Annotated in this window: 25 protein-coding genes; 10 read left to right on the top strand and 15 right to left on the bottom strand. The window is 47.7% G+C overall.

The features are described from left to right. Nucleotides 1–11 precede the first annotated feature (11 nt). Both RIF36_RS26435 and RIF36_RS26430 read left to right on the top strand, forming a co-directional pair. A complete protein-coding gene (locus tag RIF36_RS26435) occupies nucleotides 12–560 on the top strand; it encodes a DUF3124 domain-containing protein (RefSeq protein ID WP_350127861.1) in 549 nt (182 codons plus the stop codon). Between the two features lie 11 nt (nucleotides 561–571). Beyond that, nucleotides 572–2023, top strand: coding sequence for a potassium/proton antiporter (locus RIF36_RS26430; protein WP_350127858.1), 1452 nt, complete (start codon nucleotides 572–574; stop codon nucleotides 2021–2023). Between the two features lie 132 nt (nucleotides 2024–2155). On the opposite strand, the gene RIF36_RS26425 is transcribed toward RIF36_RS26430, so the two are convergent. Then, nucleotides 2156–3631, bottom strand: coding sequence for a flavin monoamine oxidase family protein (locus RIF36_RS26425; protein WP_350127855.1), 1476 nt, complete (start codon nucleotides 3629–3631; stop codon nucleotides 2156–2158). Nucleotides 3632–3933: 302 nt separating this feature from the next. On the opposite strand from RIF36_RS26425, the gene RIF36_RS26420 reads away from it, so the two are divergent. Then, the gene (locus tag RIF36_RS26420; protein ID WP_350127852.1) at nucleotides 3934–5676 is read left to right on the top strand and encodes an ABC transporter ATP-binding protein; all 1743 of its coding nucleotides are present in this window, start codon (nucleotides 3934–3936) and stop codon (nucleotides 5674–5676) included. A gap of 55 nt (nucleotides 5677–5731) precedes the next feature. Here the strand turns inward: RIF36_RS26420 and RIF36_RS26415 are convergent, their stop codons facing one another. From RIF36_RS26415 to rimO, 4 genes are all read right to left on the bottom strand, one after another. Further along, nucleotides 5732–6109 carry a four helix bundle protein gene (locus RIF36_RS26415; RefSeq protein WP_350127849.1) on the bottom strand — a complete coding sequence of 126 codons (378 nt, stop codon included), beginning with the start codon at nucleotides 6107–6109 and terminating at the stop codon, nucleotides 5732–5734. A 95-nt stretch (nucleotides 6110–6204) separates the two neighbouring features. Then, on the bottom strand, nucleotides 6205–6750 hold the full coding sequence (locus RIF36_RS26410) for a 5-formyltetrahydrofolate cyclo-ligase (RefSeq protein WP_350127846.1): 546 nt from the start codon (nucleotides 6748–6750) through the stop codon (nucleotides 6205–6207). Nucleotides 6751–6756: 6 nt separating this feature from the next. Continuing rightward, complete coding sequence (bshC, locus tag RIF36_RS26405) at nucleotides 6757–8319, bottom strand: bacillithiol biosynthesis cysteine-adding enzyme BshC (RefSeq protein WP_350127843.1); 1563 nt, start codon at nucleotides 8317–8319, stop codon at nucleotides 6757–6759. Between the two features lie 6 nt (nucleotides 8320–8325). Next, a complete protein-coding gene (rimO, locus tag RIF36_RS26400) occupies nucleotides 8326–9636 on the bottom strand; it encodes a 30S ribosomal protein S12 methylthiotransferase RimO (protein WP_350127840.1) in 1311 nt (436 codons plus the stop codon). Between the two features lie 202 nt (nucleotides 9637–9838). On the opposite strand from rimO, the gene RIF36_RS26395 reads away from it, so the two are divergent. Together RIF36_RS26395 and RIF36_RS26390 are read left to right on the top strand one after the other, a co-directional pair. Next, a complete protein-coding gene (locus tag RIF36_RS26395) occupies nucleotides 9839–10300 on the top strand; it encodes a DUF6452 family protein (protein ID WP_350127837.1) in 462 nt (153 codons plus the stop codon). Beyond that, complete coding sequence (locus RIF36_RS26390) at nucleotides 10281–10973, top strand: DUF6048 family protein (protein WP_350073025.1); 693 nt, start codon at nucleotides 10281–10283, stop codon at nucleotides 10971–10973. The genes RIF36_RS26395 and RIF36_RS26390 overlap by 20 nt, the downstream gene beginning before the upstream one ends. A gap of 11 nt (nucleotides 10974–10984) precedes the next feature. Here RIF36_RS26390 and ftsY read toward each other — a convergent pair whose 3' ends face one another. The 5 genes from ftsY to RIF36_RS26365 form a co-directional block, all read right to left on the bottom strand. Continuing rightward, nucleotides 10985–11941 (bottom strand): signal recognition particle-docking protein FtsY, encoded by a 957-nt coding sequence (gene ftsY, locus RIF36_RS26385; protein ID WP_350127834.1) that lies wholly within the window; start codon nucleotides 11939–11941, stop codon nucleotides 10985–10987. 216 nt (nucleotides 11942–12157) lie between these two features. Beyond that, the gene (locus RIF36_RS26380; RefSeq protein WP_151997712.1) at nucleotides 12158–12310 is read right to left on the bottom strand and encodes a DUF4295 domain-containing protein; all 153 of its coding nucleotides are present in this window, start codon (nucleotides 12308–12310) and stop codon (nucleotides 12158–12160) included. A 2-nt stretch (nucleotides 12311–12312) separates the two neighbouring features. Beyond that, complete coding sequence (rpmG, locus tag RIF36_RS26375) at nucleotides 12313–12495, bottom strand: 50S ribosomal protein L33 (RefSeq protein ID WP_151997711.1); 183 nt, start codon at nucleotides 12493–12495, stop codon at nucleotides 12313–12315. Between the two features lie 20 nt (nucleotides 12496–12515). Further along, nucleotides 12516–12755 carry a 50S ribosomal protein L28 gene (gene rpmB, locus RIF36_RS26370; RefSeq protein ID WP_151997710.1) on the bottom strand — a complete coding sequence of 80 codons (240 nt, stop codon included), beginning with the start codon at nucleotides 12753–12755 and terminating at the stop codon, nucleotides 12516–12518. A 76-nt stretch (nucleotides 12756–12831) separates the two neighbouring features. Further along, nucleotides 12832–13002: a C1orf53 family protein gene (locus tag RIF36_RS26365; RefSeq protein ID WP_350073028.1), complete on the bottom strand. Its 171-nt coding sequence runs from the start codon at nucleotides 13000–13002 to the stop codon at nucleotides 12832–12834. Nucleotides 13003–13082: 80 nt separating this feature from the next. Here RIF36_RS26365 and rocD point away from each other — a divergent pair, with 80 nt between their 5' ends. The 5 genes from rocD (at nucleotide 13083) to RIF36_RS26340 (ending at nucleotide 18339) form a co-directional block, all read left to right on the top strand. After that, on the top strand, nucleotides 13083–14363 hold the full coding sequence (gene rocD, locus RIF36_RS26360; protein WP_350073030.1) for an ornithine--oxo-acid transaminase: 1281 nt from the start codon (nucleotides 13083–13085) through the stop codon (nucleotides 14361–14363). Between the two features lie 123 nt (nucleotides 14364–14486). Then, on the top strand, nucleotides 14487–16505 hold the full coding sequence (locus tag RIF36_RS26355; RefSeq protein ID WP_350127831.1) for an ATP-binding protein: 2019 nt from the start codon (nucleotides 14487–14489) through the stop codon (nucleotides 16503–16505). Nucleotides 16506–16640: 135 nt separating this feature from the next. After that, complete coding sequence (locus tag RIF36_RS26350) at nucleotides 16641–17267, top strand: response regulator (protein ID WP_350127828.1); 627 nt, start codon at nucleotides 16641–16643, stop codon at nucleotides 17265–17267. Nucleotides 17268–17333: 66 nt separating this feature from the next. Then, a complete protein-coding gene (locus RIF36_RS26345; RefSeq protein WP_350127825.1) occupies nucleotides 17334–17882 on the top strand; it encodes an ExbD/TolR family protein in 549 nt (182 codons plus the stop codon). Nucleotides 17883–17886: 4 nt separating this feature from the next. After that, nucleotides 17887–18339, top strand: coding sequence for an ExbD/TolR family protein (locus RIF36_RS26340; RefSeq protein ID WP_350127822.1), 453 nt, complete (start codon nucleotides 17887–17889; stop codon nucleotides 18337–18339). Here RIF36_RS26340 and RIF36_RS26335 read toward each other — a convergent pair. From RIF36_RS26335 to RIF36_RS26315, 5 genes are read right to left on the bottom strand one after another with little or no spacing between them, the layout of a single operon-like run. Beyond that, complete coding sequence (locus tag RIF36_RS26335; RefSeq protein WP_350127819.1) at nucleotides 18336–19451, bottom strand: glycoside hydrolase family 3 protein; 1116 nt, start codon at nucleotides 19449–19451, stop codon at nucleotides 18336–18338. The genes RIF36_RS26340 and RIF36_RS26335 overlap by 4 nt on opposite strands. Next, a complete protein-coding gene (locus RIF36_RS26330; RefSeq protein WP_350073042.1) occupies nucleotides 19451–19792 on the bottom strand; it encodes a HepT-like ribonuclease domain-containing protein in 342 nt (113 codons plus the stop codon). The genes RIF36_RS26335 and RIF36_RS26330 overlap by 1 nt, the downstream gene beginning before the upstream one ends. Beyond that, nucleotides 19785–20072, bottom strand: a complete 288-nt coding sequence (locus RIF36_RS26325; RefSeq protein ID WP_350073044.1) for a nucleotidyltransferase family protein — start codon at nucleotides 20070–20072, stop codon at nucleotides 19785–19787. The genes RIF36_RS26330 and RIF36_RS26325 overlap by 8 nt, the downstream gene beginning before the upstream one ends. Nucleotides 20073–20098: 26 nt before the next feature. Beyond that, nucleotides 20099–21454 (bottom strand): neutral/alkaline non-lysosomal ceramidase N-terminal domain-containing protein, encoded by a 1356-nt coding sequence (locus RIF36_RS26320; protein ID WP_350127816.1) that lies wholly within the window; start codon nucleotides 21452–21454, stop codon nucleotides 20099–20101. A 1-nt stretch (nucleotide 21455) separates the two neighbouring features. Then, nucleotides 21456–21905 (bottom strand): DinB family protein, encoded by a 450-nt coding sequence (locus RIF36_RS26315; protein ID WP_350073048.1) that lies wholly within the window; start codon nucleotides 21903–21905, stop codon nucleotides 21456–21458. Nucleotides 21906–21993: the final 88 nt, after the last annotated feature.

Here is a 21993-nt window from a genome sequence, read left to right as displayed (position 1 = left end):
AAGAAGCTTACATGGATGATCCAAAAAAACAACTCCTGCGAATTGCAGGGGGCTTTCTGCTTGGGTATATATTTCTCGTAGTCATTACCCTCTACCTGGCCCAGATGCAGGAAGATATTTCAATATTGAGTGAAAGCCACATCGAGGAAAACTATGTGGCTCCGCCAGACATCACATTGGCGAGGGGACAGAAAATGTACGTACCCGCTTATTCAAGCATCCCCCTGTCCGACAATTCCCGGCAGAATCTTTCTATCTTGTTGAGTATAAGGAACACCGACCCCACCACGTCAATTAACATCACCCGGGTTGACTACTACGACACCCGGGGCCAGCTGGTCAGGCAATTTACACCTAGAAGAGTAGAGGCGGGGCCAATGGAAACCATCGAATACTTTATTCCGCAGAATGACGAATCGGGTGGATCTGGAGCCAACTTTTTTGTAGAATGGAGTGCCGAAACGGCCGTTTTCCAGCCAGTGGTGGAGGCGCTGATGTATGGAAAAACGGCAGGAAGGGACCATGAGTTTAAAAGCAATGGGCTTGTTGTAAAAAAATAGACAGAAAGCAGATGGTCATAACCAGTCACAACATCCTTTTGGTGGGTTCAATCCTGCTGCTGCTGAGCATTTTTGCCGGCAAAACAACCTATAAGCTGGGCGTGCCTACTCTCATTCTTTTCCTTATCGTTGGCATGCTGGCAGGTTCGGATGGTATTGGTGGCATCTATTTCGATAATCCCGTATCGGCGCAGTTCATTGGCGTGGTTGCCTTGAACATCATCCTGTTTTCAGGCGGGCTCGACACCCGTTGGGACAGTGTGAAACCGGTGCTTGGCCAGGGCATCACTCTGGCCACGGTGGGGGTGTTTCTCACCGCAGGCAGCGTGGGGTTGTTTATTTACTGGATATCAGACTTTACACTTCTTGACGGGCTCCTGCTCGGTTCCATTGTATCTTCAACGGACGCAGCAGCTGTATTTTCTATTCTTCGGTCAAAAGGGATCAACCTGAAAGGAAATATAAGGCCCATTCTTGAGCTTGAAAGTGGGAGCAACGACCCCATGGCCTACTTTCTCACCATCACGCTTGTAGGAATTGAACAGGTGCACGAGCTAGATTTTGTTGCGGCGCTGGGGAGCCTCTTCTTTCAATTTGCTTTGGGAGGAGCCTCTGGCTTCCTCTTCGGAAAGCTAAGCAAGCTGGTGATCAATAAAATCAAGCTGGATTTCGAAGGGCTGTACCCTGTGCTTGCACTCACCTTGTGCTTTATTACGTTCTCCGTCACCGATTTTATTGGGGGCAACGGCTTTCTGGCAGTTTACATCTGTGCAGTGATGTTGGGCAACACCAATCTTATCCACAAAAGCTCTACTATCAAATTCTTTGATGGGGTGGCCTGGTTGATGCAGATCATATTGTTCCTTACGCTGGGGCTATTGGTGTTTCCATCACAAATCATTCCCATCATTTCAATTGGCCTTCCTATAGCCTTGTTTATGATCCTGGTTGCAAGACCTTTGAGTGTGTTTGTGAGTCTGGCGGCCTTCAGGCTTGGGTTTCGCACTAAACTTTTTATATCGTGGGTTGGTTTGCGGGGTGCTGTACCCATCGTTTTCGCCACCTATCCCATGGTGGCAGGTGTGGAAAATGCCGATGTAATTTTTAATATCGTTTTCTTCATCACTTTGCTGTCAGTGACCATTCAGGGGACCACCATTTCCTTTATGGCCAAATTATTGGGAGTGAAAGACGCCGACAAGGTACCTGAGGGGTTGAGCTCCGGTTTCATCGAAAATGTGAAGGGCACGTCTTCAGAAATACTAGTAAGGGCGGGCAGCAGTGTGGTAGGAAAGAAAATTTACCAACTGGGCATACCTCCGTCAGTATTGGTGGTAATGATCAAACGGGACAAAAAGTATTTTGTGCCCGGAGGAGCCACAGAGCTTGTGGAAGGCGACTTCCTGTATATCATTGGAGACGATATCAGCAGCATAGACTCCACCAGAGAACTATTCGCCTAGCGCAAGAGCCTCAGCGCAGGCACTTTTCCCTGACGATGCCTTTACCGCTCTATCGTTTCATATGTATTTACGCTAAGTTCAGCCATGGCAGCAATTGTTGCCGGCTGTGTCTTCATAACCTGCCAGCTAACCTCAAAAGCTATTTATCTCTTTCGCCGTCCGGTTGCCCGACTCAATTGCGCCCTGTATCCACCCATGGTAGGCCGAAGCATGCTCCCCGGCAAAGTGAATGCGGCCCTCGGCTGTGATCAGGTGGGGCAGGTGTAACGTTAAGTCATTGGGTGTGCCAATGGCGTGCGCATACCCGGCCCAGGGGTCTTCACCCCACACTTTAATAAACGCCCCTTCCAACTGCGGCTTGAGGCCGGGAAAAACCGAATCGACATGGTTGGCAGAAAAGGCAAGGCGTTCCTCAGCACTCATTGTCATAAACTTACCAGCGTCTCTGCCTTTCACATAGTGGGCGATAATACCCCTGGCCGCATCTGATTCGTAGTGTGGGTCCCAGATTTCGGAAGGTAGGTCAGTGGCTGCAAAGCCCGTCAGGCCGTCCTTTTTCCAGTAGCGGTCTCTTACCTGCATCGCCGTGCGGCCGAGGTTCCAGCCCCCCATATTGTTGATGGCAGTTTGTTTGGGGTTCGAAAGAGTCTTCACAAAATCCATTTTCTTCAGCACCGGCAAGGGCAAGGTACAAATCACCCTGTCGGCCCTGAGTGTGGAGCGTTCACCTCCTCTATCCACGGTTACGCTTACACCCGTCTCATCCTGATCGACGGCCAGCACTTTGGTGCCGTATTGTATCAATCGCCCAAGGTCTTTGGCCAACGCACGGGGCAGCAGGTCATTGCCTCCCACAATCTTGTTGCGGTTGGCGCCAAACGAGAGGCTTGTCTCCCGAACCATTTCAAGAATCGAGAAGTAAAGGCCTTTTTCTCCTGCTTCTTCCCAGCCCAGCATCAGTGCACCAGCGATATCCGGGCTGTAGCCCTCGCTCACAAGAAATTCCTTGAAGGTGAGCTTGTCGTAGCCTGCAATGGCGGCCGGTGGCCAGCTCAAATCCCTGGCATCTCCCACCTGAGTCATGATGGATTGAAACGGTTGTGTACTAATGCCCGCCCAGTCCATGGCGACTTCTTTGGGGGTGAGCGAAAACGGGTAATCTTTCAATGGAGCTGGTTGGTTGCTGGTGTAGCGGATCTTTTTTCCTTTTACCATGTGAAGCAAACCACCTTCAGCGGGGTTGAAAGGATATAACTCAAGCCCGTATTGCTTCACGTATTTCATGGTCCACTCATGGTCTTCAGGGATTCGGGCGGCGCCCATGTCGGCATAGAGTCCGTCAGCAAACATGTTCCGGGCAGTGAATACCCGACCTCCGGCCCGCATCTGCCCCTCAACGATCTGGACGTCATGACCAAGGTTGCGCAATTCCATACCAGCCGCTAAACCGGACATGCCTGCGCCGATAATGATGACTTTCTGCTTAGTGCCACGTCTCGTTTTCCAGGGGTCGTTGACGGACAGTGCCTGCACAGGTTGCGTGGCCAAAGCAGCTGCAAGAATTGAACTGAGTTTTACAAAGTCTCGGCGGGTAAAGGTAGGGTGCATGGTGTGGTTAGGTTAACGAGTAAAATTACTTGAAAGCAGATGGCATATCCTTCGTTGCTGGCCTTTCGAAGGAACTTCAAAAATGAAAGTACAGAATTTCTGAATAATGCGCTGGGCTTGAGACACGCCCTCCACAGACGAGCGGTTGACTAAATGAAATATTTTTGTTCTATTCTTAAAGTAATCCATGCTGCGTGTGCGTCTTTCTGAAAGGGCGTCCGTCTTAGGTAGAACTATTTGCCCCGATAAATCAGTTACTAATCCGTTAACTTACAACCTAGAAATCAACCATCCCTTTTTTCATGTCCAAACCGAAATCAAAAGTAACCATAGCCCAGGCGTTCAAAGACTTTATCTGGCCACGTCGCAAGATTGTGGCAGTTGGCCTGGTGCTCATCATCATTAGTCGCCTCGCCAGCCTGGTGCTTCCGGGTGCCACCAAATACCTGATCGACGATGTAATTGTCAATCACGATTTACACATGCTTAAGCTGTTGCTCATAGCGGTGGTGGCATCCATTACTTTGCAAGCCGTGACGTCGTTTTCTCTCACCCGCCTGCTTAGCGTAGAGGCCCAGCTACTCATCAGTAAGCTCCGGGCACAGGTACAGCGAAAGATTTTGTCGCTGCCTATTTCGTATTTTGATAACAACAAGTCAGGCGCCTTAGTCAGCCGTGTCATGAGCGATGTAGAAGGCGTGCGAAACCTGGTAGGTACCGGCCTGGTTCAATTGGTTGGGGGAAGTATCACTGCTGTTATTTCGCTGGTGCTGCTGATCCGCATCAGCCCTATGATGACGTTCTATGTGTTGGTGCCGGTAGGTATTTTCGCCTTTATCGCCATGAAGGCCTTTGGGAAAATTCGCCCCATTTTCAGAGAGCGTGGTGTGATTAACGCCGAAGTGACGGGCCGCCTCACGGAAACCCTGAATGGCGTTCGGGTGATCAAGGGCTTCAACGCCGAAGAGCAGGAAAACAATACTTTTGCAGCTGGCGTGGAGCGGCTTTTTCAAAATGTGAAAGCAAGCCTTACCGCCACCGCACTAGTGACCAGCTCCGCTACTTTTCTGCTTGGTTTGGCCTCCACAGGCATCATGGGTATTGGTGGCTACCAGATCATCACCAACGAGATGACCATGGGTGATTTCATCGCTTTCACCCTCTACCTGGGCTTCATGATTGCGCCCATCGTGCAAATGAGCAATATCGGCAGCCAGCTAACCGAAGCCTTTGCAGGACTTGACCGTACCGAGGAGATCATGAACATGGATCCTGAAGACATGCCGGAGGAAAGGCCAATACAGCTGAAAAAGCTGAAAGGAGATTATGCGTTTGAGAATGTCAGCTTCGCTTATGAAGAAGGCAAGGAAGTGATCCACGATATTACTTTCACCGCTCCCTCTGGTTCGGTGACAGCCCTGGTGGGCTCTTCAGGGTCGGGAAAAACAACCATAGCGGGTTTGGCGGCTACCTTCCTCACGCCAAAGGCCGGTCGCATTACCCTCGACGGGGAAGACCTGTCAAAGGTGGGGCTTAGGAGCTTCCGTCAGTACCTGGGCGTGGTGCTACAGGACGACTTTCTTTTTGAAGGGACGATAAGGGAAAACATCTTGTTTCCAAGGCCCAACGCCACCGAAGAGGAGCTGAAAAATGCCGTGACCGCTGCCTACGTGCACGAGTTTACAGACCGCTTCGACGACGGGTTGGATACGGTGATTGGCGAGCGGGGCGTCAAGCTTTCCGGCGGGCAGCGACAACGCATCGCCATTGCCAGGGCCATTCTCGCCAACCCCAAGGTAATCATCCTGGACGAAGCCACCTCCAATCTGGACACCGAAAGTGAGTCGATGATCCAAAAGAGTTTGGCAGAGCTGATGAAAGACCGCACCACGTTTGTCATTGCTCACCGTCTCAGCACCATCCGCCGGGCAGATCAGATCCTGGTGATTGAGCAAGGCAAAATTGCTGAAAGGGGCACGCACGAAGAGTTGATTGAGAAAAAAGGCCGGTACTTTGATTTGTATACTTATCAGGCGAGGATTTAAGGAAGAAGTTGGTGAGTGGTAAATGGTAAGAAGTGAGCAGTAGTGGGTTATATGCTCACTTCTTACAAAATAATGGTGCCTTATTAATCATTGAGTTTAACATTCTACTCAATGAGGTGTATTGGTCAAGCAAATTATCAGCTAATTTCTTATCAATGTATTCGCTGTCCTGGGCTGTTTCAATCCAATGTTGTGTTTCCTGCTGCTCACCGTCGGCGTCTGTCAGCTTACTAATGAAATGTTTCTCATATCTCCGTTTTGCCCATGCCTCAGCTATTTGGGCTCCGACTGACCTGGATGATCTCCTAACTTGATCAGTAAGGGAGTATATCTCTTCTCTTGGAAAGCTTTTTGTAAGCCTAAAAATCTGAAGAGAAAGGTTTCTTGATAGTTTGTATACTTCAAGGTCTCGGTATCCTTCTACAAAGCTCATAAACCATTAGCATTAGTTGAGAAATAATAACCAATCAAAATACTAAATCCCAACTGAAAATTGAACTCCGCCACTTACCTTTTACCACTTACCAGTCACACAAGTACGACATCTAGCCTTACATCGTGAAGTTCTTCAGGAATCGGGCGATCGACTAACGGCAAGAGAGATAAACCTACTTTCGTCACAGAGCGAGGCAGCGAAGAAAGAAATCCATCATAAAACCCTTTGCCATAGCCAATGCGGTTCCCGTGTTTGTCAGCTACCAGAAGCGGTACAAAAATCACGGAACAGAGCGAGGGATCAGCCGGTGTGGCATTTAAGGGCTCAGGAATCCCCCATTCGCTGGTGTTGAAACGAGTTTTGTCATCAAACCAAACGTGAGAAAGCGTGCCTTGCTCGGTGTCGGTGACAGAAGTCATCGTGCGAATCCCTTCATGCCACAACCAGCGAATGATGGGCCAGGTGTCTACTTCTTTGAACTTCTCTATAGGCAAAAAAATGTGAACTGGGCCACCTCCGATCAGCGCTGCAATGCCTTTCACCTGTTCAAACAGGCTGTCACAAGCCGCCTGCCATGCTTGCTGACTTAGCGCCTTTCTCTCCTCCAGGTATTGTTTTCGAAGTGCCTGTTTGTCCATCGTGGCTTATTCTTCCATAAAAATATGGAAGGAAAAGTCGAATGCATCAAATCCTTTGAGGAACTCTTCTAAAATGGCGGGATTGGTGAGGTAAAAGTTAAGGAAGTTGTCGTGACGCTCCTGCAATGAGCCTCCCGGGAAAAGCTTCTCTTTAATACTTTCAATCTGGTTGATCGCCACCGCCTGGTTATTCTCTTCGGCCTTTTGCAGCTTTTTCTCCATGCCTTCAAACTCCTGTAGCAGCCGGGTTTCCTGCTTGCCCATGTAGCCATCCAGCGTTTTATCAATGGCCACTGCTTTGGCCTTCACCTGCTCCATGAGCTTAGCGAAGGCCGCTTTTTCTTCGCCCAGCAGCAGGTCATTTTCGGAGTTTTCCCTCACATACTTTTTCCGGATCTCATGCCCTTCCATAAACAGATCAGCAAGCTTCAATCCCAGTTTCTCAATTTTGCTCGCCTGGCTTTTTTGCACTACCAGTCCAAAATTGCGGGGCATCAGCATGGGGAAAGGTAGCTGATAGTGATCGAAAACAGCTTTGAATTGCAGCCAGTAGGCTACCTCAGCCGGGCCACCTATATAGGCCAGGTTGGGGAGAATGGCCTCCTGGTACACAGGCCTCATGATGACGTTGGGGCTAAATTTCTCCGGGCTTTTTTCCAGCAGTTGCCAGAGCTCTTCCCTTGTGAACGACAGGTCAGTATTGTTGACTTTGTAGATACCATCTTCTTCTATAATCCTGTCCCGGTGGATGCTGTTCAGGTAAAAGAAGTTGATTTCCCGGGCATGTACTTGCGTCTTAAAGCCGGCATCATCAAGTTTTTTGGTCGTTTCTTCTACCAGCCTGTTCGATGCATGCTCTTCAATATCTTGTTTGATGATGGGAGCAAAAATCCTTTTTAAATCCGGATGATCTCCATCCACCATCACCAGGCCTTCGTGGCCAAATAGCTCATTCACATAGTATCGAACAGCGTCAGCCAGGTTGTTGTGATCGAGGTATGCTTTTTCAAAGACGGACGCTCTGTCGGGCATCTCATCGAGCACTTTGCTTAGTGAATGGGGCATAAAGCGGCCAACAGCGCCTTTCTGATCAGTTTCCCAGGTATATTTCTTGCCATACAAGTAGCAATAGCTAATCTCCTCAAAATCGTGGTCCTCGGAAGCAGCCCAGTATACCGGCACAAAGTGGTAGTCGGGGTACTTTGCCTTTAGCTGCTTGCAGGCATCTATTACCGTCACAATTTTGTAGATAAAGTACAGGGGCCCGGTGAAAATATTTAGCTGGTGCCCGGTGGTGACGGTGAATGTGTTTTCTTCGGAAAGTGCGTGAATATTCTCTCTCAGCTTGGGCGACATATCCAATGCACCATACTGCTCGTCGAGTACTGCCTCCAGCCTTAGCCTGTTCTTTTTGGGGAAAGCTTTTTTCAATGCCATCTGCTTCTCAGCATTTTCTACGGAGGGATAGTATTGATAAAAGTCTTTTAGTGACTCATTTTTTGCCAGGTACTCCAAAAAAATAGGAGAGAACTGTCCAGTCTCTCCCAGGGATATTTTTTCTACTCTCATTTCAGGTTACAACAATTCTCCAAACAAATCGAATTCGGCAGCATCATAAATCTTAACTGTGGCGAAGTCGCCAATACGTAAATAGTTTTCTTTTCCATCAATGATGACTTCGTTGTCAACTTCAGGTGAGTCATACTCTGTTCGACCGATGAAATTACCACCTTCTTTGCGATCCACCAACACTTTAAAGGTCTTGCCTATTTTCTGCTGGTTCAGCTCGTAGGAAATGGCTTCCTGAACCTCCATAACGGCATCGGCCCGTTCTTGTTTAACATTTTCAGGAATATTGTCTTCAAAGCTATATGAGTGGGTGTTTTCCTCATGTGAGTAGTTGAACACCCCGAGCCTGTCAAACTTCGACTTTTGTACAAAGTCCATCATCTCTTCGAAATCCTGCTCTGTTTCACCCGGATGGCCGGCAATCAGTGTGGTGCGGATAGCAATGCCAGGTACTTTAGAACGCATGGTGGCCAGCAGGTCTTCGGTTTTCTCCCGGGTGGTGCCCCGCCTCATCATCTTCAGCATGTTGTTGGAAGCATGCTGAAGGGGGATGTCAACGTAGTTACAAATGTTAGAGCGCTCTGCCATTACATCGAGCGCATCCATGGGGAACCCAGCTGGAAATGCGTAGTGCAGGCGGATCCAGTCGATACCGTTTACATCCGAAAGGCGCTGGAGCAACTCAGCAAGGTTTCTTTTCTTGTACAAATCCAGGCCATAATAGGTTGAGTCCTGCGCAATGAGCAAAAGCTCCTTGGTGCCGTTTTTGGCTAAATGAGCCGCTTCTTTCACCAACTCCTCAATAGGCCGGGAAATATGACCGCCACGCATCAGTGGAATTGCACAAAATGAGCACGGCCTGTCGCAACCCTCCGATATTTTCATGTAGGCGTAGTGAGCGGGGTTGGTGAGGATTCTCTCGCCTACCAGCTCGTGCTTATAGTCGGCTTTGAACTCCTTCAAAAGCCTCGACAAATCTCTCGTACCAAAATAGGCATCCACTTCCGGAATCTCCTTTTCCAAGTCGTCCTTATATCTTTGTGAGAGGCAGCCGGTTACATAGATTTTCTCAACCAGCCCTTCCTTTTTCGCATCTACATAACGCAGAATGGTGTCGATGGATTCTTGCTTGGCATTATCGATGAACCCGCAAGTGTTAATAACAACCACATTGGAATCGTCGTCTTCCGATTCGTGCACGGCATCGATTTCGTTGCCCCGCAGTTGGGTAAGCAAAACTTCCGAATCAACAGAGTTTTTGGAACATCCAAGGGTAACGATGTTCACCTTCGTATTTTTTAGTCCTTTAGTTTTCAAATGTCAGATTGGATTTGGCCACTGGTTTCCACGAAATTGTTCTCTATCTGCCAATGGGCTCGCAAGTTAACAATTTCCTGTGGTGTTAGTTCCATGTTGGCGAAACTGTTGTATTTGGTCTGAAGCCCCGACTCATATTTAGAATAAGGTTATGTATCCAACAATAAATTCTATTTTTGCCGTTGGGTTAGTTCATATGATCTTGAAGAAATTTTCCTGGCATCTTTGGTTATTAATTTTTGTGTTGGGCTGGTCTGCCTGTGCACCCGACCCCTCCTGCTCGGATATTTACCTGCCTTATGTAACGGCGAGCTTTTACACGGTTAGCGACGCTGGTGTTGAGACCGTTGAATCTGTTCAACTTGACTCGCTTTGGGCCGATGATGCGGACACTTTGCTTTATGCCGACACCACCCTTTCTATTTATGGATTATACGTCAATCCGGAAGCAGCGAGCACCACTTACCATTTTTGCCTCAATGATACGTGCAACTCAGTGACCTTTGCCTACGACAGAAAGGAATACCTGATTTCGCCAGATTGCGGCCCCCGGTTCAGGTTTCAGAACCTGACGACTGAATTCGAAGGGTTTTACGACTCTGTCATTGTAAACAAGCCAGAACTTACCCTACTTGGAGAAGTCAATGTTAAAATCTACCGCTAGCCAACTTTTATTTTCTCTGCTACTGCTGCCTGCAGTCAGCTGGGCCCAGGATGAAGACTGGCGTCCTTCAGCGGTTAGGGTGGGGGCAGACGCTTTCGGGTTTGCAAAAACAGCCCTGACTGATGGCTACAATCGGCAGGAGATTCAGGCAGACATTGATTTCAACAAATACTTTTTTGTGCTGGACCTGGGAAGAGAAGAGATCGACAATTCGGCAGAAGGGTTTACACACACCACCAATGGCACATTCTACCGGGCCGGGGTCGACGTTAACCTGACTCCTTACAACCCAAACAAAGACGTTGTTTTTTTCGGGCTAAGGTATGCGCACGCCACTTTCGACGAGTCGCTGGCATTCGATTATGCGGTGCCGTACTGGGGCCCTGCCAGTGTGGACGTGACGAATGCGGGGCTCAGTGCCTACTGGATAGAGGCTGTGTTCGGCATGAAAGTGAAGGTGTGGAAGCAATTTTACATGGGCTACACCCTGCGAGGCAAGTTTGGGCAAAAGACAAAGGGAGCAGAAACACTCATTCCGTATACTGTGCCCGGTTATGGGGTAGTGACCGATGGCGGAAATTTTGGTTTCGGCTACCACATCTACTACAAGCTGGCTTTCAGAGACAAAGCCGTTCCCTTGCGGCCGAAGGATTCCAAGAAAAAGCTGAAGTAGCGTCAGGAGGCCTAGTTGCGGGTAAAGAACGACTCCACAAAAGCCATTTTGTTGAAAACCTGCAGCTCCTCCATTTTCTCGCCAACACCAATATACTTCACCGGAATCTTGAACTGATCTGAAATACCAATAACGACACCACCCTTGGCCGTGCCATCCAGCTTAGTGATGGCCAGGGAGGTTACATCTGTCGCTTTTGTAAACTCCTGTGCCTGAATAAAAGCATTCTGGCCAGTGCTGCCATCCAGCACCAGCATTACCTCATGCGGGGCTTCGGGAATGAACTTCTGGATCACTTTCTTGATTTTGGAAAGCTCATTCATCAGGTTCACTTTCGTGTGAAGGCGGCCTGCCGTGTCGATAATGACAAGATCAGCTTTTTCGTCTACACCCTTTTTCACTGCATCAAAAGCCACTGAAGCCGGGTCGGTATTCATGCCATGCTCTACCACGGGCACACCAACACGCTCCCCCCAAAGCTTGATCTGGTCTACAGCTGCTGCCCTGAAAGTGTCGGCAGCGCCCAGTATCACTTTATATCCTTTTTGCTTGAACTGATGTGAAAGCTTGCCAATAGTGGTAGTCTTGCCCACGCCGTTGACACCCACCACCAGGATCACATATGGCTTTTTATCTTTTGGCAATTCAAAATCTTCAACATCCTCAGTGTTGTTTTCGGAAAGGAGCCCTGCAATCTCCTCCCTCAGAATAACGTTCAGCTCGGATGTGCCCAGGTACTTGTCTTTGGCGACTCTTGCCTCAACCCTGTCAATTATTCTAACTGTGGTTTCAATGCCAACATCTGACGATACCAGCACTTCCTCAAGCTCGTCGAGCACATCTATGTCTACCGTCGACTTTCCGGCTACCGCCTTGCCGAGCTTCGAGAAAAAATTCTCCTTCGTTTTTTCCAGTCCTTTGTCCAGCGACTCTTTTTTGTCCTTGGACATGAATCCAAATAAAGCCATATATAATAGGGTTGCTTATCGACTGCGGAGTTGCTCAATGACCATCTCCTTTAGCCAACGGAAAATACAAATTACAAACTTAAACCACCGGAAAATGATTCTGCGTTTGGTTATTATTGAAAAAATAATGACGGTGCCAGGAGCTGGCCTCCATCTCTTGATAACAAAAAAAGTCCCATGAAGGGACTTTCTTGTCAATAAGTACTGTTAACTAGCTTATTTCGCTAGTGTATCTTTTACGAGGTCAGCAGGAACCATTTCCTCACGGAAAGTATATGCACCAGTTTTTTCAGACCTTACAGCCTTGATCACTTTCGCATAGGTTTTGCCACCTTCTTTCTTCAGGGTTGCAACTACTTTCTTTGCCATGATTATTTAATTTCTTTGTGGACAGTATACTTACGAAGTATGGGGTTATACTTCTTCATCTCAAGTCTTTCAGGAGTATTTTTCCTGTTTTTTGTGGTAATGTGACGTGACGTGCCTGGAAGACCAGTCGTCTTGTGCTCTGTGCACTCTAGTATTACCTGAACTCTATTTTTGTTCTTAGCCATGACTATTCTATTCTTCTAGCTTAAAATACTACGTTGCCCTTAGCTCTCGCCTTTTTCAAAACAGCGCTGATACCATTCTTGTTGATGGTTCTTAAAGCAGTTGATGAAACCTTTAATGTAATCCAAAGATTTTCTTCAGGGATAAAAAAACGCTTTGTGTGCAGGTTTGGGTAAAACTTGCGCTTCGTTTTATTGTTTGCATGAGAAACATTGTTTCCCACACGTGTGCTTTTTCCGGTTATCTGACAAACTCTCGCCATTGTCTTATAAGTGTATTTTTGAAATGGGTCTGCAAATATCGGAAAAATTTGATTACCAACAAACGAGGGTGAATAATTATGCATCTTTTCTTTTGTAGTCGTAAGGGCAGTGCCTGCATCCGCTCTTACAACAATAGCCTCTTTTCAGATGGTATTCCTTTGTAAAGACAAGGAACCCCTCTTTGGTGTGGTAGTAGTCTTCGGTCTTTAACCCGTACTCAACCTTCTTTGCTGATTCTTTCTCCATCGCCTTTTTCGGTCTAGGGGCTTTTATTTACCTTTGAAACCCTGCCCAACAGGCAATTGTTCAATCCTAAAGTCAAAGATATGATCAAGACAATGAGTAGCAAAGAAGCGATGGAGCTGGAAAACAAGTATGGAGCTCATAACTACCACCCGTTGCCGGTCGTGCTTTCCAGGGGAGAAGGAGTCTTTGTGTGGGACATTGAAGGAAAGAAGTACTACGATTTTCTTTCAGCTTACTCAGCAGTTAATCAGGGGCACTGCCACCCAAAAATTATCGGCGCTTTAAAAGAACAGGCAGAGACTTTGACACTGACTTCAAGGGCCTTCTATAGCGATGCCCTTGGTGCCTTTCAAAAATATGCCACGGCGTATTTTGGCTTCGAAAAAGTGCTGCCTATGAACACTGGCGCTGAAGGCGTAGAAACTGCGCTTAAAATTTGTCGGAAGTGGGGTTATGAGAAGAAAGGTATTGCTGCCGATCAGGCTAAAATCATAGTTTGTGAACAGAATTTCCATGGCCGTACCACTACGATCGTGTCTTTTTCCAGCGATGAGGGGGCCAGAAGAAACTTTGGGCCGCTTACACCAGGGTTTGTAAAGATCCCTTACAATAATATAGATGCTTTAAAAGAAGCTTTGAAAGACCCCAATGTGGCTGGTTTTCTTGTGGAGCCTATTCAGGGCGAAGCAGGCGTTTACACACCAGCCGACAACTATATAAGAGAAGCCGCCGCTCTGTGCAAAGCCAGCAACGTCCTTTTCATAGCTGACGAAATTCAAACGGGCATCGCCCGGACGGGCAGTTTGCTGGCGGTTTGCGGCAACTGCTCATGTGAGGGCAATTGCGAGCGACAGCCTGCTACCTATACAAAGCCTGATATCCTCATTCTTGGCAAAGCCATGTCGGGTGGTGCCTATCCGGTGTCTGCCGTTCTTGCCGATGATCACATCATGGATGTGCTCACTCCCGGCACCCACGGGTCTACCTTTGGCGGCAACCCACTGGCATGCAAAGTGGCCATGGCGGCGCTCGACGTCGTAAAAGAGGAAAAACTGGCGCAGAATGCCCGCCAACTGGGGGTGATCTTTCGTGAAAGAATGAGCAAATTCATTGAGACAACAAAGCTTGTGAAAATGGTGCGGGGCAAGGGACTGCTCAACGCCATTCTCGTCAACGATACGGAAGACAGCAGCACAGCCTGGGACATTTGCGTGGCTCTTAAGGACAATGGCCTGCTGGCCAAGCCTACCCATGGGAATATCATCCGGTTTGCGCCGCCATTGGTAATGACCGAAGAACAACTCCATGAGTGCTGTGACATCATTGAGAAAACCATCCGGGAGTTCGAGCAAAAAAGCTAATCGGTAAGTAGCACTGCAATTCGTTTTTGCCTGCGAGCAACTGGGTTACCTTATACCCCATATGGGGCATTTGTAATTCCATGTTGCTCTTATACCTTTAGGGGTTTACAGCCAACAGTCAGTATGAGCCTAAGGGTATTATTATTTTTTGTTTTCTCGCTTTTGGGAGGGGCGGCCTTATTTGCGCAAAATGACGAGCTCGACAGTTTGGAGAAAGTCCTGCCACAACAAGCGGGCAGCGATAAAATATCTACCCTCAACGCCATTTCCTGGCATTACCGGCAAGCAAATACTACAAAAGCGATGGAGCTCGCCAAATCCGCCCTCAAATTGTCGACGGAAGTTAATTATCTGGAAGGAGAGGCGCTATCACTTCAGTCGGTCGGTGCCGTTTACGAAGCCACCAGCAACTTTGACAGTGCGCTGCATTTTTTCAACAAGTCCCTGGCCATCAAACAGGCGCTTGGCGACACTACAGACATCGCCGCATCACTCAACAACATTGCCATGGTATATGACCAGCTCGGCAAAGATGAAATGGCGCTGACCAACTACTTTCAGGCCCTAAGGATGTACGAAGCCGTCAATGACCTTTTCTCCGAAGCCATGGTACTTGGCAACATTGGCATCGTGTACAAAAAACAAAAGGACTATGCCAAAGTGCTCACTTACTACGAACGGGCACTCGAAATTTACGAAAACGAACAATCGGTTTTCGGCTCGTCGGTGGTGCAGGGAAACATAGCCTCCATTCTTATTATTCTCGGAAACTACAACCAAGCCATTGAGGTTGCCAAAAAATCGCTCCAGGGCTACGAAAGCCTCGGATACAGTAGGCTCATGGCCTATTCGCTAGGCAATCTGGCCATCGCTTATGACAGTCTGAAGGAGCTTTCGATCGCCCGTGATTATTACAAACGGGCATTAGCGTTGCACAAAAATAACAACAACACAACGGAAGTGGCCTTCACCCTAAAGAACCTCGCAGGCAACGAACTGGCGTCGGGAGAATACACCAGGGCATTGGCTCACGCCACCGAAGCATACCAGCTAGCCTCTGCCACCAAAGCCAACGACGTGCTGATGCAGGCCCTGGTAATTATCACCAGGTGTGAACAGCAGCTCGGCAATTATGAAAAAGCTTTTGGCTACCAGCAACAGTACATCGACTTGCGAGACAAGGCTTTTGAAGAGGAAAAAACCAAAGCTACGCTGGAGCTTGAAGCAAAATACGAAACCGAAAAAAAGGATCGGGAGCTTGAGCTGCAACGTCTTTCTCTTGTCGAAAAAGATCTTGAGATTCAAAAAAGCAGGGTCGCCCAGCTGGCACTTGGAGGCGCCTTACTTTTGCTTTTCGTGCTCGGCCTGCTTGTAAGAGCCAGAACCAGGCTTAGCTACCAGAGAAAGTTGGATGAGGAAAAACTGGCTAAGCAAGAGGAATTGCTAAGGGCCGTGATCAGCTCCGTGGAAGGGGAAAGAAAGCGCTTTTCCGAGGACTTGCACGACAGTTTTGGCCAGCTTATTTCGGTATTGAAAATGAATGTCGATTCACTGTCGGCAGCACCCCCTTCTGCTTCAGCCGACCGACAGCGAATGTTTAACCAATCGGTGTCGGTGCTCAACGACATGTACGGTGAGCTAAAAAACGTATGCTTTAACTTAATGCCAAAGGCGTTGATTCAACACGGATTGCCCGTTGGGGTCAATGAGCTGGTGGCACGAATCAATCACACAGGCAAGCTTAGGGCCGAAAGTCATTTCTTTGATTTGGACGAACGACTAGTCGATATTCAGGAGATATCCTTGTACCGAATCGTGCAAGAGTGGATCAACAACATCCTCAAATATTCCGATGCCAAAAACCTTTTTATTCAAATCACACGTGACGAGGCAGAGATAACGCTTACTATCGAAGACGACGGCATTGGCTTCGACGAAAAAATACTAAAAATGGGCCAGGGAAACGGGTGGAAAAACTTGCAGTCACGCACTAATCTTATGAAAGGCACAATTGATCTGGACACGGCCCCAGGCCGAAAAGGTACGATGCTAACGGTGAACGTTCCGGCTATTCTAAAGGGAGATCAATCGAAAACGGGCGCTAACAAAGTGGAAACATTGCTTACCTATGCGCTGTTTTAGTAAGGGCTGGTACGTAGTGCAAAATCACCTGCCGGGGGGATGTTGAAAAATTGATTGCCTGACTAATTTTCAGACATGAAGCCTTTCAGCAATATTTCCTCTAAATTCATCCAGAAGTTTAGCGGAACTAGAAAAATGAATAGAACAAAGGTGTACCTGGTCGATGACCATGCCATCCTCATGGATGGTGTCAAGTCGTTGCTCAACGCTACCGACGAGTATGAAGTCGCTGGCACTGCTTCTACCGCCGAGGATGCTTTGAAATACCTTCAGAACGAACCGGTTGACATTCTCATTTCGGACTACAGCTTACCTGGGATGGACGGCCTGGGGCTGGTAAAAGTGATGCAACGCATAAAACCAGAGGTGAAAATCCTCATTATGAGTATGCACGATGAAGGGCATCTGGTAAAGGAAATTCTGAAGGAGGGCATTAAGGGTTACTTGCTAAAAAAGGACTCACAGAAGGAGCTTATTGCGGCGCTTGACCAAATAATGGCTGGCAGAACTTATCTGAGTAGTGAGATTAATACGCTGCTAATACAAAGCTTGCAAAACCCCGATGAAGGAAAACTGCTCACCGAACGGGAAAGGGAAATACTGAAGCTGATAGCGAAAGAATATACGAATAAGGACATTGCTGAAGAACTGTTCATCAGTGAACGTACAGTGGAAACTCATCGCAAAAATATCTTTCGAAAAACAAAGACCAACTCTCTTGTTGGCCTGATCAAGTTTGCTTATGCAAACAATCTGGTGTAAAAAGGCCAAATCAAACTGTGACTTTTAGGCTTCTTCCTGATTATACAGGTAAAAAAGCCTAAACACATGAAAATCACCCGAAAACTAAACCAGGAGCCAGTCAATACAGGCTCAATGGCGGACATCGCTTTTCTGCTTCTCATATTTTTTCTTGTCTCCACCACTATCCTTCAGGAGAAGGGGCTCATGATTACGCTGCCGCCTGATAAGGAAAAGCAGGAGGTGATGCCGGTGAATGACAGGAACCTTTTCAAAATAAGCATCAACTCTAAAAATCAGTTTTTGATCCAGGACGAACCAAGAGAAGACCTTGCTGGGCTTAAGGCCGAGGTAAAGATGTTCATTTTGAACCCTGGCGCAGCCAGCGACCTGGCCGAGTCTCCTAAAAAGGCCATTGTATCGCTAAAGTCAAACCGTGGTACAGACTACGCAGCTTTTATTGCGGTGCTGGACGAATTGAAAGGTGCTTACTACGATATATATGGGGAAAGGGTAGGATTATCTGGTGACCAGTACCGACATCTCGACCTGGACAATCCCCGGCAGCTAGCCTTGTACGAAAAGGGAAAAGAAGGGATACCGATGAACATATCCATTGCAGAACCAAACAAGTAACGCCATGAACGCTTTTAGAAGAAAAACCATACTCAACGCCGAGATTTCAACGGCTTCACTTCCTGATATCGTCTTCTTACTGCTGTTCTTTTTTATGGTGACGGCTGTCATCAGAACAGACGAAAAGCTGGTAAAGTACGAAGTGCCCAAGGCGAAGCATATCAACAAGGCTGAAATGAAGACCCTTATCAGGGAGCTTCAGGTGGGCCTGCCAGCAAATGCCCGGCTAGGCACGGAGCCCTTGATTTCCGACGGGAGCCACTATTTGAAAGTCAGCGAATTGGTGCAATGGGTCAACCAGGAAAAAGCCACCCTACCGGAGGCTTACAAAGACCAGATCATCATTGTGCTGAAAGCAGATGAGGCAGTGAAAATGGGGCTGATCGCCGACATACAACAGGAACTGAGAAAGTCGAATGCAAGAAAGGTGTTGTACAGGTCGAAGGAAAATATTTAATATCCTCTGGCCCTCTTCAGCTTCACTATTCTGTCATAAGATTGCTTGATTCTGTCTTTTGAGATTTCGCCATTTTCTACCTTTCCCCGGATGATCTGATGGATTTGGTTCGCTGAATATCTTTCTGTTTGCCCCACATTGTTGCAAATCAGCAGCATATCTACACCTGCGTTGATGGCCAACTCAATCGCCTTGTCCATGCCATAGTGTTTGCTGATAGCATGCATTTGCATATCGTCGGAGAAAACAACCCCGTCGAAACCGATGAAGTCTCTGAGGATGTTTTGAACGATTTTCTTTGACAGCGTGGCCGGCAACGAATCAGGATCGAGGTGCGCATTCACAATATGCGCCGACATCACAGCGTCCAAGCGCCCTTCATCTATAAGAAGCTTAAAAGGTCTGATTTCGCCAAATTGCCAGCTATTGCTCACGTCGGCCATGCTGCTGTGTGTGTCTTTGCTGGAGCTGCCGTGGCCGGGAAAGTGCTTGATGGAAGTGACGATGCTTTCTTCCTGGTGGGCCTTGATGAACGCTGCCGCATGCAGGGCCACGGAGTCAGCGTTACTGCTAAAAGACCTGCCCAGTTTCACAATCACAGGGTTGTCGGGGCTCACTGCTACATCCACCGATGGAGCAAAGTTGAGGTTAAAACCCAATTCACGTAGCTGAACAGCCATACGCTTGGCCTGGGCATAAGTGCTGTCGGGAATGCCTTGCTTGCCCAGTTCCTGCGCCGACTTTGTTGTGACAAATCCGTACTTTGGCTTAAGCCGGTTGACTCTTCCACCCTCCTCATCAATGGCAATCCACAGAGGAATAGCCGACGCATATTTCAACGTGTTGTTGAGCTGCCGGAGATTCTCAGCGGTATTGGTTTTGGTCAGGTTTTTCTCAAAGTAGATCACCCCACCCACTTTGCCATCTTCAATGGCCTGCAGAAGCAAATCTCCCTTTTTAACAGATTGTCTTTCCTCCAGACCAATCATGATCATTTGGCCAATCATGATATCGAGGCTGTCCGGTGCCTGGCCGAAAGCGCTGGAATAGAACACGAAGACGTAGAAAAAGAGAAATGGTAATCTTTTCGTAGAGTGCGTGCCTTTTTGCATTAGCCGATTTTGTCAAGTAAAAGTAGTAGCTGATTCCTAAACATTGACAGGTCATTTTCAACAATATCCCATATGATTTCCAGATCTACTCCGAAGTATTCATGCACAATCTTGTTTCTAAGCCCTGAAATTTCTCTCCAGGGGATGGGCGAAGACTGTTTTAAGTCAGGATGGATACGCTTTGATGCTTCTCCAATTATCTCAAGATTTCTGACAACTGCATCAATTCTAAGCTCATCGTGAAGGAAATCTTCGAAGCTAAGGTTTAGTGTGTATCGCTCGATTTTGCCGATGGAAGAGAGGATGTCTTCTACCAAGAGTTTGGAATCTCTTTCAGACATAGATGAGATCCTTTTCTATAAGCTTCCAATATCGATCATCTATAGCCTTTCTCGAAACCAAATCAACTTTTTTACCTAACACATCTTCCAACTCATCCGCAATAGTTACGAATTTTAGGCCTATCCGTCCATTCAATTCTACCACGATATCCACGTCACTTTCCGCAACAGCTTCTCCACGAGCTGACGAGCCAAAAATAGCCATGCTTTTGATGGGATACTTACCGAACAAAGTACTCTTGGCGAAACTCAGCCTTTGTATGATCTCCTGGGTCGTCATTGAGCTAGTTTTATCGAATTTAAGAATTATTCAGTAGTCGTTTCCACGATAGCACCTATTATTTCCGAAAAGTAAGCGCCGTTATAAGGTCCAAACCAGTTCATAGTGCGGGTCTCGTACTTGTTCAGGTCATACCATTCGTCTTTGGTAATATAACCTATATAACCGCCGTTGAAACTGGTAACCATCAGGTTTTGTCCCTGAGCCCTGGCCAGGCTGTCAAGTGGTGCCATTAGCTCTCCCGAAAAGTCGCAAGGTGTGCCGACCAAAAGGTTGTCTCCAATCTTCAAATAGCTGATGCCCGAGTCATAGTCTCCAAACAACCAGTAAAATACCCATGGCCTGGCGGCAATACTCTCGGAAACCTTGAAACTTGGCTGCCTCAGCTCCAATGGCAAGTATCCACTCGAAATCGACGTAACGTATTCCGGCTGTATTAAAAAGCTAATTTGGGCAAACTGATCGGCAAGGTGCTCGGAAATGTATTCAGCTTTGTCCCATCCGTCAATTCCTTTTGGACTATTGGGCCCTTGACTGCCCACAGCACCAGCACCGTATATAACAAAGTCGGCCAGGGAGTCGGCGACAAAGGTTTTCCGCAATGCAGCCGGGTAGTCGGCCGACAAGGCCAGGAAGCTGGAAGGCAGTGTGGTGGCATGTGCCGCAAATGTGGTAAACAAGGCACTTTTGCCGGAGTCTTTCACCACCTTCATCACCCTGAACCAGGGGTCGACCGTGCCTTTTTCTTTTACAAGACGATTGTAAATAAGCTCCCCGGCATCGAACGTCGCAAAACCGATTTTGGCTTTTTCTCTGTTTCCTTCCGCATCCTTTATGCTTTGTATCACCGCTTCAGCAATAAAATCAGCTACTTCCGGTTGGTAAGTGCCTGCAAACAACGTTCCTGTCAATCCAGGACTCCAGGCCCCAATGCTACAGTGCGAATGTACTGCGGTGAAAAAAGTGTTTTGCATAGAGTAGCCCAATGACGGAAGCAGGTTTTTTAACCGGATAACCACCTCGGGAGGTGTTATAAGGAGATCGAAGCTTACGATTGCTGCCTTTGCTTCTCCGTTGGAAAACAGCATCGTCTTCACACCAACAGAATCATGAACGCCTTCAAAATGGGCTCCTTTTCTTTTTCCATATCCAGCCAATGGAATGGACTCAGGATAAACCAGGGAAGCTTCCGCCCAGCCAACTTGCAGCGTATCGCCAACTGAATTTTGGTAGGCGGCTGCCAGGGAGTCCATCCTGGCATGCATGGCCGCATAGTAGGACATTTCCTGATAGGGAGTCCTGTCAATCGTCGTTAGCAGGCTTAACGCCAGTACTAAAACAGCGCCTGCCACCCACGCCAATACTTTGAGGAGGCGCTTCATACTAGCTAGCCACTATTCTGCGGAAGTAATTGATCTGACCGTAATGGTAGTTAAGGTGACCACTAAGGTGTATGAGGAAGTTTTGCGTCGTCATTGGCTTGCCGAAAACCTCAATAGGGTAGTTGCTGTGCAGTTGCTCTGACGTCATTTTAGCCAGCGTTTCAAGCACAGCCTTTCTTGTCGCTTGTAGTTCACTTGCCAGTTCGCTTTTGGGGAGTCCCTTTTTACCAAACTCCCCCTCTCTGTCTCTTACGAAAGGTGTTTTGCCAATAACTGCGCCAATAAAGTGTTGCAGGTTGCCTGCCAGGTGGAGGAAAAGATTGCCAGGCGAATTATTGATTTGGCCTGCTGTTTTCCACAAAATAGCGTCGGGTGTCAATTCGAGTTCTTTCTGTAGCCTATCTATATCCCTTTCGAAAAGCTCCATCAAATCTTTAACAACAGTTTCCATCGCTTCTTATTTTTGTATTCAAAGACTAAAATTCCCGGCCAGTTCTATGAGTGGTGTTGGGCTTTAGGCTCGAAATTAAGACATTGGA

This window comes from Imperialibacter sp., assembly GCF_040222815.1.
Classification (GTDB): domain Bacteria; phylum Bacteroidota; class Bacteroidia; order Cytophagales; family Cyclobacteriaceae; genus Imperialibacter.
This window is presented reverse-complemented; position numbering and strand designations above follow the sequence as displayed.

What these genes read in the sequence shown, in the direction of transcription:
- RIF36_RS26325 (WP_350073044.1), bottom strand. Translation starts at nt 20,072, where the DNA reads ATGACGACCCAGGAGATCATACAAAGGCTGAGTTTCGCCAAGAGTACT.
- RIF36_RS26345 (WP_350127825.1), top strand. Translation starts at nt 17,334, where the DNA reads ATGAAAATCACCCGAAAACTAAACCAGGAGCCAGTCAATACAGGCTCA.
- RIF36_RS26415 (WP_350127849.1), bottom strand. Translation starts at nt 6,109, where the DNA reads ATGAGCTTTGTAGAAGGATACCGAGACCTTGAAGTATACAAACTATCA.
- RIF36_RS26410 (WP_350127846.1), bottom strand. Translation starts at nt 6,750, where the DNA reads ATGGACAAACAGGCACTTCGAAAACAATACCTGGAGGAGAGAAAGGCG.
- rpmB (WP_151997710.1), bottom strand. Translation starts at nt 12,755, where the DNA reads ATGGCGAGAGTTTGTCAGATAACCGGAAAAAGCACACGTGTGGGAAAC.
- RIF36_RS26435 (WP_350127861.1), top strand. Translation starts at nt 12, where the DNA reads ATGGATGATCCAAAAAAACAACTCCTGCGAATTGCAGGGGGCTTTCTG.
- RIF36_RS26320 (WP_350127816.1), bottom strand. Translation starts at nt 21,454, where the DNA reads ATGAAGCGCCTCCTCAAAGTATTGGCGTGGGTGGCAGGCGCTGTTTTA.
- RIF36_RS26420 (WP_350127852.1), top strand. Translation starts at nt 3,934, where the DNA reads ATGTCCAAACCGAAATCAAAAGTAACCATAGCCCAGGCGTTCAAAGAC.
- RIF36_RS26355 (WP_350127831.1), top strand. Translation starts at nt 14,487, where the DNA reads ATGAGCCTAAGGGTATTATTATTTTTTGTTTTCTCGCTTTTGGGAGGG.
- RIF36_RS26315 (WP_350073048.1), bottom strand. Translation starts at nt 21,905, where the DNA reads ATGGAAACTGTTGTTAAAGATTTGATGGAGCTTTTCGAAAGGGATATA.
- RIF36_RS26380 (WP_151997712.1), bottom strand. Translation starts at nt 12,310, where the DNA reads ATGGCAAAGAAAGTAGTTGCAACCCTGAAGAAAGAAGGTGGCAAAACC.
- RIF36_RS26365 (WP_350073028.1), bottom strand. Translation starts at nt 13,002, where the DNA reads ATGGAGAAAGAATCAGCAAAGAAGGTTGAGTACGGGTTAAAGACCGAA.
- ftsY (WP_350127834.1), bottom strand. Translation starts at nt 11,941, where the DNA reads ATGGCTTTATTTGGATTCATGTCCAAGGACAAAAAAGAGTCGCTGGAC.
- RIF36_RS26430 (WP_350127858.1), top strand. Translation starts at nt 572, where the DNA reads ATGGTCATAACCAGTCACAACATCCTTTTGGTGGGTTCAATCCTGCTG.
- RIF36_RS26330 (WP_350073042.1), bottom strand. Translation starts at nt 19,792, where the DNA reads ATGTCTGAAAGAGATTCCAAACTCTTGGTAGAAGACATCCTCTCTTCC.
- RIF36_RS26350 (WP_350127828.1), top strand. Translation starts at nt 16,641, where the DNA reads ATGAATAGAACAAAGGTGTACCTGGTCGATGACCATGCCATCCTCATG.
- RIF36_RS26425 (WP_350127855.1), bottom strand. Translation starts at nt 3,631, where the DNA reads ATGCACCCTACCTTTACCCGCCGAGACTTTGTAAAACTCAGTTCAATT.
- RIF36_RS26390 (WP_350073025.1), top strand. Translation starts at nt 10,281, where the DNA reads ATGTTAAAATCTACCGCTAGCCAACTTTTATTTTCTCTGCTACTGCTG.
- rpmG (WP_151997711.1), bottom strand. Translation starts at nt 12,495, where the DNA reads ATGGCTAAGAACAAAAATAGAGTTCAGGTAATACTAGAGTGCACAGAG.
- bshC (WP_350127843.1), bottom strand. Translation starts at nt 8,319, where the DNA reads ATGAGAGTAGAAAAAATATCCCTGGGAGAGACTGGACAGTTCTCTCCT.
- RIF36_RS26335 (WP_350127819.1), bottom strand. Translation starts at nt 19,451, where the DNA reads ATGCAAAAAGGCACGCACTCTACGAAAAGATTACCATTTCTCTTTTTC.
- rocD (WP_350073030.1), top strand. Translation starts at nt 13,083, where the DNA reads ATGATCAAGACAATGAGTAGCAAAGAAGCGATGGAGCTGGAAAACAAG.
- RIF36_RS26340 (WP_350127822.1), top strand. Translation starts at nt 17,887, where the DNA reads ATGAACGCTTTTAGAAGAAAAACCATACTCAACGCCGAGATTTCAACG.